This is a genomic window from Arthrobacter sp. Bi83, assembly GCF_918698095.1.
GTDB lineage: Bacteria > Actinomycetota > Actinomycetes > Actinomycetales > Micrococcaceae > Arthrobacter.
The window spans coordinates 20,072-34,873 of the sequence record NZ_CAKKLY010000018.1; the positions used below are offsets into that span (position 1 = coordinate 20,072).

Here is a 14,802-nt window from a genome sequence, read left to right on the forward strand (position 1 = left end):
ACCGAGCGCAAACCTAAAGCTATTTTCACATCATGTAAATGGTTGACAGTATGTGTCAAAAGCGTGTGAATTGTCGGTTATTCTTTGTCTTGGATTCGCCCTCGACGGGCGTCATCCGTCACTACCTGCAGGGTCAAGTAAAGTGGTCACGTGACTTACGAGATTGAGATTGGCCGTGGCAAGCGTGGGCGTCGTGCCTACTCCCTGGATGACATCGCGATCGTCCCCAACCGTCGCACGCGTGACCCCAAGGACGTTTCCGTCTCGTGGCAGATCGATGCCTACCAGTTCGACATGCCGGTCATCGCGGCGCCGATGGACTCCGCCATGTCGCCGGCGACGGCAATCTCGCTGGGGCGGCTCGGCGGTCTCGGCGTCCTTGACCTGGAAGGCCTCTGGACCCGTTATGAGGACCCCCAGTCGGTCCTGGACCAGATCGCTGCCCTCGAAGACGAAACCAACAGCCCCGCCGTCACCCGCAGGATGCAGGAGCTCTACCAGGCACCCATTCAGCCCGAGCTGATCACCTCCCGGCTGGCCGAAATCCGGGCTGCCGGCGTCACAGTGGCCGGCTCCCTGACGCCCCAGCGCACGCAGGAACACTACAAAACCGTGGTGGCTGCCGGCGTCGACATCTTTATCATCCGCGGAACTACCGTGTCCGCCGAGCATGTCTCAAAAGACCACGAGCCGCTGAACCTCAAGCAGTTCATCTATGAACTCGACGTGCCGGTGATCGTGGGCGGCGCTGCCGGCTACACCCCCGCACTGCACCTGATGCGGACAGGCGCTGCCGGCGTCCTGGTCGGGTTTGGCGGCGGGGCCACCACCACCACGCGCCGCGCGCTGGGCATCCATTCGCCCATGGCGTCGGCCATTTCCGACGTCGCCGCCGCCCGCCGGGACTACATGGACGAGTCCGGCGGACGGTACGCCCATGTCATTGCCGACGGCGGCATGGGCGCCTCGGGCGACATCGTCAAGGCGATCGCCATGGGCGCTGACGCCGTCATGCTTGGCAGTGCGCTGGCCCGGGCGGAAGAGGCACCGGGCAAGGGCTGGCACTGGGGCCAGGAGGCCCACCACCTGGAGTCCCCCCGCGGCGACAGGGTCAACGTCGGCACGGTGGGACCGCTCAAGGAGGTCCTCTTCGGGCCGGGCCACCACACCAACGGCACCTCCAACCTGATTGGCGCACTGCGCCGCTCCATGGCCACCACCGGCTATTCGGACCTTAAGGAGTTCCAGCGGGTCGACGTCGTGGTGTCGCCGTACGCCGGCAACTGACGCTTCCGCCTTCCTCCCGTGCCCTGCCCATCGGCAGAGGTAAGAAGTACTCTTTGAACTACGACGTTCGATGAGGATGGAGGCGTATCATGATCAGTTTTGCTGGTGGTTCGGCCGTGCCCAAGGGCGCCCTGGGACCGGAGGCGAGGGAAGCCTCCCTCGCCGCGCTCAAGGCCACCACGGAGCCGGGCAAGGAGCTTGACATCCTCATCGTCGGCGGCGGAATCGTGGGCTGTGGTGCTGCGCTCGACGCCATCACCAGGGGACTGAGTGTCGGCATAGTGGAAGCAAGCGACTGGGCGGCCGGCACCTCTTCCCGTTCCTCCAAGCTCATCCACGGCGGACTCCGCTACCTGGAGATGCTGGACTTCGGGCTGGTCAAGGAGGCGCTGCAGGAACGCGGCCTGCTTCTCTCGGAGCTGGCGCCGCACCTCGCGCGGCCGGTCCCGTTTCTCTATCCGCTGCACAAGCCGTTTTTTGAGCGGCCCTACATCGGGGCGGGCATCGCGCTGTACGACCTCATGTCCATCTCCGGCGGCCACAAGCGCGGGGTTCCGTTCCATAAGCACCTGACGCGGCGCGGCACCCTGCGGGCGGCGCCCAGCCTGAAGGACGATGCCTTCGTTGGATCCATCCGGTACTACGACGGGCAGGTGGACGATGCCAAGTACGTGGCCAACCTCGTCCGTACCGCCGCCCACTACGGGGCCCACGCCGTCAACCAGATGGCGGTGGTGGATTTCCTCCGGGAGGGGGAACGCGTGGTGGGTGCCAAGGTGGTCAACCACGAGGACGGGTCCGCCTTCAAAATCAGGGCCAAGCAGGTCATCAATGCCACCGGGGTCTGGACGGACGAGACACAGGCCATGGTCACGGACCGCGGCCAGCTCAAGGTCCGCGCCTCCAAAGGCATCCACCTCGTGGTGCCCAGGGACCGGTTCCAATCAACCGTCGGCCTCATTTTGCGGACCGAGAAGTCCGTACTGTTCGTCATTCCCTGGGGCCGGCACTGGATCATTGGAACCACTGACACTGACTGGCACCTGGACAAGGCCCATCCGGCGGCATCCAGCAAGGACATCGACTACCTGCTGGAACACGTGAACAAGGTCCTCAAGAGGCCCCTTACCCGGGAGGACGTCGAGGGCGTGTACGCCGGTCTCCGCCCGCTGCTGGCGGGGGAGAATGACTCCACCGCCAAGCTGTCCCGCGAGCACGTGGTGGCCCATCCGGTGCCTGGGCTCGTCGTGGTGGCCGGGGGCAAGTGGACCACGTACCGGGTCATGGCCAAGGACGCCGTGGACGAAGCCACCCGGAGCATGGACGAACGCGTGCCCCCGAGCTGCACGGAAACAATCCCGCTCCTGGGCGCCAGCGGATTCAAAGCAGCCTGGAACCGCCGCAACCGGACGGCGGAGGAGAGCGGCGTGCACGTGGCCCGCGTGGAGCACCTGCTCAACCGCTACGGGTCCATGACGTCCGAAGTGCTGGCCCTTATCCGCGAGAACCCTGAGCTTGCAGAGCCCCTGCCCGGGGCAGACGACTACCTGCAGGCCGAGGCCGTCTACGCGGCAACCCACGAAGGCGCCCGTCATGTGCACGACGTCCTGACCCGTCGAACCCGCATTTCCATCGAATCGTGGGACCGCGGTGTGTCGGCCGTACCGGTAGTCGCTAAGCTTATGGGAGAAATTCTTGGCTGGAGCGATGCGCAGCGGGAAAGCGAAATCAAGCATTACCTGGCGCGGGTGGAGGCCGAAAGGCTCAGTCAGCAGCAGCCGGACGACGAGTCCGCAGACGCTGCTCGCCTGGGCGTGGAGGACATCGTCCCGCTGCGCTGAGATCGCAATCCGCCGCGGAAGAGGCGCTCGGCCTCACTGAAGGGACACCACTTTGGCGGAACCACTGGACCGTTACGATGCGGAGCTCACCACACCGGAAATGGTGATTCTGGAGATGGACGCAACGGACAAACTGGATGCATCGATGCAGCTTGCCCGCAAGCTGTACGACGCCGGCCGCATCTCCGACCTCGACGGCTTCCTGAAGCACGTCAACGCGCGGGAGCACCAGCTGGCTACCGGGTTGCCCGGGGGAGTGGGACTGCCTCACGCCCGCAGCGAATTTGTGTCACGGACCTCCATCGCCGTGGGCATCACCAAGTACGGGAAAGCCCTCGACTTCGGCGCTGCCGACGGCCCGGCAACCGTGGTGCTCCTGATCGCCACTCCCGCGAGCTCCTTCTCGGACCACCTCGAGGTGCTGGCCACCCTCGCCAGGTCCTTGTCCAAGGAATCCTTCCGTGAGTCCCTGCGCCGGGCGTATGACGCCGAAGTGATCGCGGAACTGATCAACTCGAGCCTGGTCTTCTTCGACCACTGAAACCTGTGGAACCACCAGCCGTTTCGTTGTTCTACACGCGGACGAAGTACGGTTAAGGGGTGTGGAAAACAGCCCTCAAGCCCCGGTGGATCGCAGGCCTCGTTTTTGCGATCGTCCTTTCCGGTGTGTTTGTGCTGCTCAGCCAGTGGCAGTTCGGCAGGTCCACGACGCCCGAGGTGCCGGTCAATCCGACCACCGAGGAAGTCAAGGACCTCACCGGCACGCTGAAACCCGGCGAATTCTTCCGCGGTTCGGTGGCCGACCAGATGGTCACCGCCACCGGCACCTATGATCCCGCCAAGCAGGTCCTCGTTCCGGGCCGACTTAAGGGCGGCAAGACCGGATACTGGGTGGTTGCGGCCTTCGCCGTCACCGACGCCCCGGTGCTCAAGGGCACGGCAGCGTCCCCGAAAACCTGGATACCGGTGGCGCGCGGATGGATTGCCGATCCCGCGGAAGCGGGCGCCCCGCCGTCGGGCACCATCCGGCTGACCGGGCGGCTCCTGCCGTCCGAGGCGCCGGTGCCCAATATTGCCCCCGCACCGGGTCAGGCCTCCGCGGTGTCGGTCGCGGAACTGATCAACGTCTGGAACGTCAGCAGCTACCCGGCTTTCGTTTCCGCCACTGCCGAGCTTTCCGGAACGTCCGACGTCGGTGCTGCCGGCGCCGCCGGCGGCCTCGAGCCGCTCAGCATCGGCGCCCAGCCCCCGCCGGCAAAGATCAATTGGCTCAATCTTTTTTATTCCGTGGAATGGATTGTCTTCGCCGGTTTCGCCCTCTTCATCTGGTGGCGGCTGGTCAAGGACGACCACCAGCGGCGCCTTGAGGACGAGCTTGATGACCAGCACGAACAGTCCCAAGGCGGACAGACCCATCACGACCAGACCCAACAAAAGGTACAGCCATGATTGAACCCAAGCCTGCCATCCAGCCGCAGCCATCGAATTCAGCGGGCGCGGGGGCGAAGAAGCGACGTTTCGGCGGCACGCAGGCGCAGATCCGTTCTGCCCTGAAGTTCTACAAGGTCATGGCCTACCTCACCGGTGCCATGCTGCTGCTGCTCTGCTCGGAACTGGTGGCCCGCTACGCCTTCGGCCAGTACCTGTTCGCGGGCGGAACGGACGCAGTGACCGGCGAGCCGTTCGGGTTCGGGTTTGCGGACGCGGAGCCCAAGGGTGTGCTCGGCGGCGTCAACGTATCGGTGACGGTGCTGATTGTTCACGGCTGGATGTACGTGGTGTACCTCATGTCCAACTTCCGGCTCTGGACGCTCATGCGCTGGCCGTTCGCCAAGATGGTCCTGCTGGCGCTCGGCGGGGTGGTCCCTTTCCTGTCCTTCATCGTGGAGAAGAAGTTCCACGCCGAGGTGGAGGCCGAACTCGCCGCCAACCCGGAGGCGGCAAGCCGCTACTAGGCTGCCGTTGACGTTTCGTGCGTCACAGCAGGGCCCCTTAAGGTGCGTGCGGGTGACCGTGCAAAGTAGTCTAGGACGGTGACTACTCCCACTGCATCCCAGACTTCCCAGAAGCCGGTGCTGGTTGTTGACTACGGTGCCCAGTACGCGCAGCTGATTGCCCGCCGCGTCCGGGAAGCGAATGTGTATTCGGAAGTGGTTCCGCATACCTACACCACCGAGCAGCTCCTGGCCAAGAACCCTGCCGCCATCATCCTTTCCGGCGGGCCTTCCAGCGTCTACGCCGACGGCGCGCCGAGTGTCGGCGCCGACCTCTTCGAGGCAGGCGTCCCGGTCTTCGGCATCTGCTACGGCTTCCAGGCGATGGCCAACGCGCTGGGCGGGAAGGTCGACAAGACCGGTCTGCGCGAGTACGGCTCCACCCAGACCACCATCCTTGGCGAGGGCCGCTCCGTGCTTGAGGGGATGCCGCAGCACCAGAACACGTGGATGAGCCACGGCGACTCTGTGCACGAGGCACCGGAAGGCTTCGAAGTGCTGGCCACCACCGCCGGCGCCGAGGTTGCAGCCTTCGCGAACGAGGAAAAGTGCCTCTACGGCGTGCAGTGGCACCCGGAGGTCAAGCACTCCGCCTACGGCCAGCAGGTCCTCGAGAACTTCCTGTTCAAGGGCGCCAAGCTGGAACCGAACTGGACCACGGGCAACATCCTCGAGGAACAGGTGGACCGGATCCGCAAGCAGATCGGCGACGCCCGGGTCATCTGCGGCCTCTCCGGCGGCGTGGACTCGGCAGTCGCTGCCGCCCTCGTCCAGCGCGCCGTCGGCGACCAGCTGACCTGCGTGTTCGTGGACCATGGGCTGCTGCGCGAAGGCGAAGCCGAACAGGTGGAACGCGACTTCGTGGCCGCCACCGGCGTCAAGCTCTACGTGGCCAACGAGCAGGAGCGCTTCCAGTCGGCCCTGGCCGGCGTCAGCGATCCGGAGACCAAGCGCAAGATCATCGGCCGCGAATTCATCCGCGCGTTCGAAGAAGCCGAGCTTGCCATCATCGCCGAAGCTGCCGCGCACGGCGAAAAGATCAAGTTCCTCGTGCAGGGAACCCTGTACCCGGACGTCGTCGAATCCGGTGGCGGCGAGGGTGCGGCGAACATCAAGAGCCACCACAACGTGGGCGGGCTGCCTGAGGACCTGCAGTTCGAGCTGGTCGAGCCGCTGCGCGCCCTGTTCAAGGACGAGGTCCGCGCCGTTGGTGCACAGCTGGGCCTGCCGCAGGAAATCGTGGGCCGCCAGCCCTTCCCCGGCCCCGGCCTCGGGATCCGGATCGTCGGCGAGGTCACCAAGGAACGCCTCGACCTGCTGCGCAAGGCGGACGCCATTGCCCGCGCCGAGCTGACCGCTGCCGGCCTCGACAACGACGTCTGGCAGATGCCCGTCGTGCTGCTCGCGGACGTCCGCAGCGTGGGAGTCCAGGGCGACGGCCGGACCTACGGGCACCCCATCGTGCTGCGTCCCGTCTCCTCCGAGGACGCCATGACGGCCGACTGGTCACGCCTGCCGTACGATCTGCTGGCCCGGATTTCGAACCGGATCACGAACGAAGTCGACGGTGTCAACCGGGTGGTGCTGGACGTCACCAGCAAGCCGCCGGGAACCATCGAGTGGGAATAGCGTTTTGAGTGGCCGGTCTCCGCGAGGAGGCCGGCCATTTGGCTTTCTGCCAAGCATGGTTTGGGACTGCCGTTTGTCCCGCGCAACCGGCGCAGGGTGAAATGCGCCGCAACTTAGCCCGTTCCAGTGTTGCGGTCTCTCACCAGCGGCCGTTTCCGGCTACGCTCGAAAGTATGCCCGTATGGTCCAAGGCGTCACGTGCAAGCGCAGAAAAGAAGGCAGTAGTGTCAGTTGGTCAGGTCGACTCAGAGGGTTCGGAGGAGCTCAGGAAGTGGCTGTCCGGGCTTAAGCCCGTCACCGGAGCGGACACCATGCTGCGCTTCACCAAAACGCCTGAAGGTTCCATAGACCTGACGCATGCCCACCCATCCGGCCTTGCCCAGCTCATGGCCGGACGCCGCACCAGGCTGTCCACGCTGATCCGCGACCACCAGCAGTATGTTGTGGCTGCCCGCGCCTCCCGGAACCTTCGCTCCAAGATTTTCGAGCTGGCCAACGACCGCGGCATCGAAGCCGGTTACCTGTCCGCCGGGACCGTGGTGTGGACATCCGCCGTCGGGGGCAAGCCCCAGCGAGTATCGGCGCCGGTCATGCTGACCGCCATCTCCCTTACCATCAGGCCCGGGGAAGACGACTACGAGCTTCAGCTCACGGAACAGGCCCGCATCAATCCGGCACTGATCCGCCACCTGAAGACCATCCACGGCATCGTTTTCGACGTCAACGCCGTCACCAGGATGGCCTACAGCACCGCACGCTTCGACCCGCAGCCCGTGCTGGACAGACTCAGCACCCTCGTCAAACCCATCCACGGCGCCGAGGTGGAGCACAACCTGCTCGTTTCGACGTTCGCGGACCTTGCGGGCAACCTCGACGACCCCTGGATCAACCAGCAAAACCCCCTCGTGGCCGCCCTGTCCCGTGCCGCGGCCGGGGAAGCCGGTGACCTCCCGGTGCTGCAGCCCGGACGCTTCCCGAGCGTGGACGAACGTGATCCAGCCAGCGAACTGCTCCTGCTCGACGCCGACGCGGACCAGCAGTATGTGATCGACGCCGTGCGGGCAGGGGACTCGCTCCTGGTCAGCAGCCCGCCCGGCACCGGACAGACCCAGACGGCGATCAATACCGTTGGTGCGCTGGTGGATGAAGGCAAGACTGTCCTCGTGGTGGGGGACCGGCGCGCCAGCCTCAATGAAGTGGCTGCCCGCTTCGAGGGCCTGGGGCTGGAGTCCATCCTGTTCCAGCTGTCCGGCAGCGCGACGCCCCAGCAGCTCAAGGGGCAGCTGGTCAGGGCAATCGTGCGGAACGAAAAATCAGCCGAGCCGCGGCTGGGCAGCCTGCACAAGACACTCATCGAGCACCGGCACGCCCTGATGGACCACGTGGCGTCGCTGCACAACGTCCGCAAGCGATGGGGCTGCTCGCCCTACCAAGCAATGCAGTCGCTGGCGGAACTGACCTCAATTCAGCCCGCCCCGGCCACCACCGTGCGGCTGAAGCGCAGCGTGCTGGACAACATCCGGGACCGGGAAGAACTCGCGGGCCGGCTGAAGCGCGCCGCGGAACTCGGGAGCTTCAGCAGCGCTTCCACGTCCAGCCCGTGGCACGGCGCCCGCCTCGTGACGCGCAAGGAGACAGAAGAAGCGCAGGAGCTCGCGCGCTCGGTGGAGAAAAAGCTGCCGGTGCTGCACAGCCGCATGAAGGACGTCGCGGACCATGCCGAGATCCGGCTCGGTGGGAACTTTGCGGAGTGGGGTGCCCAGCTCCGGTTGCTGGTGGCAGTCCGGGAGAGCCTGGATAAGTTCACCCCGGACATTTTCGACCGGCCGGTCCACGACCTGATCTCCGCGACCGCGTCGTCGGCCTGGCGGCGTGAGCACGGCATCGACATGCCGTCCATGCAGCGGTCGCGCCTGCGCCGCGTAGCGAAGGAATACGTCCGCCCGGGCGTGCACATCGCCGACCTTCACAGTTCGCTGGCGCTGGTCCAGGAGCAGCGTGCCCTGTGGTCGGACTATGCCACCACGCAGCGGCATCCGGCGGTTCCATCCGGCCTCGCCGAGATCAGCATCATGTACCGCGGGCTCACCCGCGAACTGAAGATGCTCGGAGACGCGCTGCGGCATACGGCGGCCGGTGGAGCACTCGAAAAAACGGCCTACCCGGAACTGATGGAGCGGCTGGAGCGGCTGGTGGCGGACACCCAGACCCTCCAGACGTTGCCTGAACGCACACTCCTCATCGAGAACATGCGCGAGCACGGCCTCGGCGAACTGCTTGCCGACCTCTCGGAGCGGGAGGTCCCGGCGGAGTCCGTCGCGGCGGAGCTTGACCTGGCCTGGTGGCAGTCCGCGCTCGAAGCAATGATCAGCGGCGACGACTACCTCGCCATGTCCGACGGCGACGCCCTGCGCCAGCTCGAAGCCGAGTACAGACTTGCCGACAACGCCCACATCGCCAGCGGTGCCGGGCGGCTGCGGTGGCAGCTCGCCGAGCGCTGGAGTGCCGGCATCGCGGAGAACCCGCGCCAGGCGGACCTCCTCCGGAGCCTCCTCAAGGACGGGCGGGTCACCCTTGCGGCGCTCACGGCCCAGGCTCCCGCGCTGGTTCCCATGCTGGTACCTGTCTGGTCGGTCAGCCCGTACCTTATGACCGGTCTCCTGCCGGCCGAGCAGAAGTTTGACGCCGTGGTGATTCTCGACGCCGAAGCGACCTCGCTCCAGGCGGTCCTGCCCGCCGTGGCCCGGGCCAAGCAGGTTATTGCCTTTGGCGACGACAAGATTGCGAGCCCCCGTTCCTTCACGGTGGCGGTGGAGCGGCTCGCTGCCGGGGAACCGACGCACCAGAGTGTGGGGAGCGCCTTCAGCGCCCTTGCCGAGGTCTTGCCGATGTGGCGGCTGCGGTCCGTCTACCGCGCGGTGGACGAGGACCTCGTCCTGCAGCTCAGCAAGGGTTTTTACGACGGCGGCCTCCGCCGGCTGCCCGAAGGCCAGTCCGCGACTGGGCTGGACCGTGCCCTGCTGGTGGAGTACCTGCCCGACGGCACGGGACTGCCGAGCGCGGACCACGAGGGCGTGGAGTCGGTAGTGGCCGAAGTGAACCGGGTGGTGGAGCTGGTGTTCGAACACGCCCGCTTCCGTCCCCGCACGTCCCTTGCAGTCGTCACCGCCAGCTTGCGGCACGCCGCGAGGATCGGCGAGGCGATCCGAACGCAACTGCCCAACTATCCGATGCTCGCCGAATTCTTCACCGCGGGCGAGGAATCGTTCCGCGTCGTGGATCTGGAGCGTGCCCAGGGTCTGGTCCGCGACCATGTGATTTTCTCCCCCGGCTATGGCCGGACGCCCCACGGCCGGGCACTCCATAACTTTGGTCCGCTCTCTGCCGAGGGCGGCCGTGCCAAGTTTGCCCTGGCAATGACCCGCGCCCGCCAGTCCCTGCATGTCCTGACGTGCTTCAAGCCGGAAGACCTTGACCGGACCCGGCTGGCACACGGAGCCGTGGACCTCTATGAGTTGCTTGACCGGGAAATCGCCGGCAACACCGACCTCGGGACTCCGGCTTCCCGCGCCGCGGCCAGCGAGCAGGCGCTCGGGGCAGATCCTCTCGTGGCCGACCTGGGCGACCGGCTCCGGGCACGCGGGGCTCGCGTCTGGCACCAGTACGACGGTGTCATCGACGTCGTGGCCGCTGCCGACCCCCTGAGCACGATGGGCCAGGACGAGGCCGAGATTCCGCGCCCGGTAGCCATCGAGTCTGACGGCACCGAGCAGTACCGGCAGATGACGGTCCGTGAACGCAGCAGGCTGCGCCCGCAGCTTCTGGAGCGCCTCGGCTGGCGGTATATGCCGCTGTGGACGATTGAGGTGTTCACGGATCCATCGGCGTGCGCTGACCGGATCGGCGGCTACCTCGGACTCGAGAAGCCGGCTCGTCCCGTCAGGTCCGCGGCGGGGCCGGGCTTCCTCGATGACGACGTCACAAGCCTGGCGGGATCCTATGAGCCGTCGGCGGATCAGGAGCCGTACCGGCAAGACCCGGACCAGGACTACGTCGACGATGAGGACCGGGACGACGACGATAGGGGCGGCGTGGACACCCCGGATCAGGACGAGGTAGAAAACGGCGCCGAGAACGATTACGACGGTGATACCGAGGACAGGCAGGAGAGAGCGCAGTGAATCGTGATGCAGTGAACAATGAATCCAGCCCGGGTTCAACGCCTCCCACTCACACTGCGGCTCCCACTCCGGCGAAGCCATCGGGTCCGCTGGAACCGGGCAGCGCGGTGCCCAACAAAGCGTCTGAGGACGATCCCAGGGCCTGGGGCGACTCTGAATCCGACAACGACCATGATGCCTGGCTCAAGGAGCAGAAGCCGCCGCACTGGGGCTAGCCGTAGCTGAGTTCATGCGGTGTCACGGGCCTGGGCCCACGAGTACGAAAAAGAGTTTTCCTTGCGTTGACGCCCCCGCCAGGGCGCTTGCCTCGGCCGGGGTGGCGGCCACCACCATCAAACCGTCGGAGTCCCCGGAGCTGAGCCACTGTCCGTCCTGGCCCTCCTCGGCCGAGGTCCACAGTACGGGCACCGCCGTGGCGAGAACTTTGGAAGCCGCCTTCTGCTCATAACCACTGCCGCTGGTGAGTACGACGTTGACGAGCTGGCCGGGGGAGACGAGCCGGATTGACGAGGGGTCCGCCATCCGCAGCGGCACGGCGGCTGAGCCGGGTGGAGCGCCGGTAAGCAGGCCGGGCCCCACCAGCTGGGCGTCTGTGAAGAGTTGCCCCATCCGGAGCGGTGCGGCCAGTTGCTTGCCATTCAGTCCCGTTGCTTCCGTAAATGTTCCAGCGGAGAGCATGGAGGGCAGAACATTGATGGCGGCCAGGTCTGTGCTGCCAAGCGTAGCCCCGGCCGGCAGGTCCCGTGCGGCGGCGAGAGCCGAGACTGTGTGTGCGGGGGCCGGGGTCAGCTGGTGGACGGCGATTCCGGCCGCCCCACAGAGCAGTAGCGCCACAGCCAGGCGGCGGTTGCGGTTCAGCCAGGCTGTCAGGCGGCCGGTCCCGGACCGCCCGGTCCGGGGCACGGCATTGCGCTGGTTGCTGCGGGCGGCGGGACGGGAGGCCCTGAGGGGAAACAATCCGATGGCTGGCATGCTGCCACGCTACGGAGCCGCCGCTCGTCAGCAACAGGTGACTGCCGCTCTATGTGGAAAACGTAAATGTGGTGGAAAACGTCCACAGGCAGGCAAGCCCCTACGCGGGAAATTGCGCTTTACTCAAAACTGCGTCTTGCACAAGACTGCGTTCTGCAAAAAACTGGGCGCTACGAAGTACGCGGTCAGCTCAGCTGGCGGCAGCGGCAGGCGCGCTCGAGGGAGCGGCGGCCGCCGGCGATGACGTGGCGGGCGACGGTGAGACCGTGCTGCCCTTGGCGTCGCGCGAGTCCGTCCGGTAAAAACCGGAGCCCTTGAAGACGACGCCGACGCTGTTGAACTTCTTGCGCAGGGTCCCCTGGCATTCGGGGCAGGACGTCAGAGTGCTGTCGGTGAATGACTGCACGATGTCAAAGGCATGGCTGCAATCCTTGCAGGCATAGGCATACGTGGGCACTGTAGATCCTCCTCTTGGACAAACGACAGGTCCAGTGCTGCCAAGTCGCCATCTCCGGGAAGATACTGGACGGAATTCCGTGCCGGAAATGGCTCCATTAGCAGTCGCAGGGCCTGAGTGCCAATTCTATCACCTTGCTGCGGTAACCATCATGTCAGTTGGACCACACCGGAGGGTGTGAGCACCGCGTCGACGGGGCGGTCAAAGCTTTCAACAGGAATGCTCGAGGCGGGCAGGAGCTCGGAATCATAGATGACCGCGGCCCTTGGTGCGTGCACGCCGGTTGCGTCCATGGCTGCCAGGAACTTGTCGTAGTATCCGCCGCCCTGACCGATCCTGTTGCCGCTTCCGTCCACGGCTGTGGCAGGCAGGAACATCCCTGCCACATCCCCGACGGCCTCCAGCCCGTGCCGTTCCCCTGCCGGTTCCTCGATGGGGGCGTACCTGCTGCGGACAAATTCGGTGGCAGGATTCCAGAGGACCCAGCTGAGAGCACGGTCAGGTTCGCAGACTGGCAGCAGCACCTTGTAGCCAGCCTGGAAGAGCGCCGTTATGAGCGGGAGCGTAGGCGGCTCGAAGGCCACGCCCAGGTAGGCAGTGAATGTCGCCGGTCTGCCGGCTGCGATGCTGTCCGCCCAGGACAGCCCATGAACGGCGATTCCGGCTCCCGCGGCGGACAGGACGCCGGGCTGCATTCCCACCCGGATCTTCCGGTGCCGGGAGCGGATCTCATCCTTTGATGGCGGGGTCTCTGGTGACATGGTGCCTCATTCCTTGTCGCGCGGAATCCCACCGGGCCACTGCCGGAAGCATTTACCGTATGAATGTTCCCTCCGATACATTAGTCCAGTGACTTCCACTAAGCCTTCAGTCCGCAAGGCCGTCATCCCCGCTGCGGGACTCGGCACCAGGTTCCTGCCTGCCACCAAGGCCATGCCCAAGGAGATGCTGCCGGTGGTGGACAAGCCCGCCATCCAGTACGTCGTCGAAGAGGCCGTCAAGGTGGGCCTCAATGACATCCTCATGATCACCGGCCGGAACAAGCGCGCCCTGGAAGACCACTTCGACAGGGTTCCCTCGCTGGAGTCAATGCTGGAAGCCAAGGGCGACACCACCAAGCTCGAATCCATCCAGGCGGCCAGCAACCTCGGCGACATCCACTACGTCCGCCAGGGCGACCCCATGGGCCTTGGCCACGCCGTACTGCGTGCAAAGCAGCACGTCGGCTACGAGCCGTTCGCGGTCCTTCTTGGGGATGACCTCATCGATGCACGGGACGAGCTGCTCAGCACCATGATCGAGGTTCAGGCCAAGACCGGCGGCTCCGTCGTCGCCCTGATCGAGGTGGAACCTTCCCAGATCAGTGCCTACGGCTGCGCCGACATCGACGAAACCGACATGAACGGTTACGTGCGGATCCGCAAGCTTGTGGAGAAGCCCGACGTCGACGAAGCGCCGTCAAACCTGGCCGTGATTGGCCGCTACGTGCTCCACCCTGCCGTCTTCGACGTCCTCGAAAAGACGGAACCGGGCAGGGGCGGGGAAATCCAGCTCACTGATGCACTTCAGGAACTTGCCGCGGGGACCGGCGAGGGCTACGGCGTGTACGGCGTGGTGTTCCGCGGCCGCCGGTACGACACCGGGGACAAGCTCAGCTACCTCAAGGCCTGTGTCCAGCTGGCCATCGACAGCGACGACCTGGGCCCCGGCCTGCGCGAGTGGCTGCCCGAGTTCGCCGCCAGCCTGACCAAGTAACTCCCCATGAGGGGCAGCCACATCTGGCCGGTCACCCTGGAGTGCGGGGACCTTGTCCTGCGCCCTATCAGATACCGGGACCGCAGGGAATGGACAGAGGTCCGTTCACGCAACACTGAGTGGCTGGCACCCTGGGAGGCTTCCAACCCCGCGCCGGGCGGTGCTCTCCCTGATTACCGGCAGATGGTGCGGTCCCTGAATGCCCAGGCCACCCAGGGGACGGCACTGCCATTCGTGATCACGGCATGGACTCCAGGCTTCCGCGATCCCGTCATCGTTGGGCAACTGACGGTCTCCTCCATCGTGTGGGGCTCTGCCATGACGGCCACGCTCGGCTACTGGGTGGATGAGTCGCGGGCGGGGCAGGGAATCGCTCCGACCGCGGTGGCCATGGCCACGGACCATTGCTTCCGCGCTCTGGGGCTGCACCGCATGGAAATCAACATCCGCCCCGAAAACGGGCCGAGCCTGCGTGTCGTGGAAAAGCTTGGCTTCCGCGACGAAGGCTACAGGCCGCGGTTCCTGCACATCAACGGCGAATGGGCGGACCACCGCACGTTTGCCTTGACTTCGGAGGAAGTTCCGGAGGGCCTTCTCAGCAGATGGCTGCGCACGAGGCCCGCCTGACAGGGACATGCCGCGACTTTTTCGTCATAAGTCCAATGATTTGAGAGCCCGGGAGCGAC

The 14,802-nt window shown here is 65.7% G+C and carries 11 protein-coding genes and 1 pseudogene; 9 read left to right on the top strand and 3 right to left on the bottom strand.

Going from position 1 to position 14,802, the window contains the following annotated elements; all coding sequences use genetic code 11:
• The first annotated feature begins 150 nt into the window (after nt 1-150).
• From LQ144_RS10410 to LQ144_RS10440, 7 genes and pseudogenes are all read left to right on the top strand, one after another.
• Nucleotides 151-1,287, top strand: coding sequence for a GuaB3 family IMP dehydrogenase-related protein (locus tag LQ144_RS10410; RefSeq protein ID WP_230118632.1), 1,137 nt, complete (start codon nt 151-153; stop codon nt 1,285-1,287).
• Between the two features lie 89 nt (nt 1,288-1,376).
• A complete protein-coding gene (locus LQ144_RS10415; RefSeq protein ID WP_230118633.1) occupies nt 1,377-3,128 on the top strand; it encodes a glycerol-3-phosphate dehydrogenase/oxidase in 1,752 nt (583 codons plus the stop codon).
• Between the two features lie 52 nt (nt 3,129-3,180).
• Nucleotides 3,181-3,669 (top strand): PTS sugar transporter subunit IIA, encoded by a 489-nt coding sequence (locus LQ144_RS10420; RefSeq protein ID WP_230118634.1) that lies wholly within the window; start codon nt 3,181-3,183, stop codon nt 3,667-3,669.
• A gap of 59 nt (nt 3,670-3,728) precedes the next feature.
• Nucleotides 3,729-4,577, top strand: a complete 849-nt coding sequence (locus LQ144_RS10425; protein WP_230118635.1) for an SURF1 family protein — start codon at nt 3,729-3,731, stop codon at nt 4,575-4,577.
• Nucleotides 4,574-5,083: a DUF3817 domain-containing protein gene (locus LQ144_RS10430; protein ID WP_230118636.1), complete on the top strand. Its 510-nt coding sequence runs from the start codon at nt 4,574-4,576 to the stop codon at nt 5,081-5,083. The genes LQ144_RS10425 and LQ144_RS10430 overlap by 4 nt, the downstream gene beginning before the upstream one ends.
• Before the next feature lie 78 nt (nt 5,084-5,161).
• Nucleotides 5,162-6,751, top strand: a complete 1,590-nt coding sequence (gene guaA / locus LQ144_RS10435) for a glutamine-hydrolyzing GMP synthase (protein ID WP_230118637.1) — start codon at nt 5,162-5,164, stop codon at nt 6,749-6,751.
• 173 nt (nt 6,752-6,924) lie between these two features.
• Nucleotides 6,925-11,147, top strand: a pseudogene (locus LQ144_RS10440) (AAA family ATPase).
• 22 nt (nt 11,148-11,169) lie between these two features.
• Here LQ144_RS10440 and cpaB read toward each other — a convergent pair.
• The 3 genes from cpaB to LQ144_RS10455 form a co-directional block, all read right to left on the bottom strand.
• The gene (gene cpaB, locus LQ144_RS10445) at nt 11,170-11,904 is read right to left on the bottom strand and encodes a Flp pilus assembly protein CpaB (RefSeq protein ID WP_230118638.1); all 735 of its coding nucleotides are present in this window, start codon (nt 11,902-11,904) and stop codon (nt 11,170-11,172) included.
• Between the two features lie 190 nt (nt 11,905-12,094).
• On the bottom strand, nt 12,095-12,361 hold the full coding sequence (locus tag LQ144_RS10450) for an FmdB family zinc ribbon protein (protein ID WP_230118639.1): 267 nt from the start codon (nt 12,359-12,361) through the stop codon (nt 12,095-12,097).
• A gap of 149 nt (nt 12,362-12,510) precedes the next feature.
• The gene (locus LQ144_RS10455; RefSeq protein ID WP_230118640.1) at nt 12,511-13,122 is read right to left on the bottom strand and encodes a 5-formyltetrahydrofolate cyclo-ligase; all 612 of its coding nucleotides are present in this window, start codon (nt 13,120-13,122) and stop codon (nt 12,511-12,513) included.
• 88 nt (nt 13,123-13,210) lie between these two features.
• On the opposite strand from LQ144_RS10455, the gene galU reads away from it, so the two are divergent.
• Both galU and LQ144_RS10465 read left to right on the top strand, forming a co-directional pair.
• A complete protein-coding gene (gene galU / locus LQ144_RS10460; RefSeq protein WP_230118641.1) occupies nt 13,211-14,116 on the top strand; it encodes a UTP--glucose-1-phosphate uridylyltransferase GalU in 906 nt (301 codons plus the stop codon).
• A gap of 6 nt (nt 14,117-14,122) precedes the next feature.
• The gene (locus tag LQ144_RS10465; RefSeq protein ID WP_230118642.1) at nt 14,123-14,743 is read left to right on the top strand and encodes a GNAT family protein; all 621 of its coding nucleotides are present in this window, start codon (nt 14,123-14,125) and stop codon (nt 14,741-14,743) included.
• Nucleotides 14,744-14,802 lie beyond the last annotated feature (59 nt).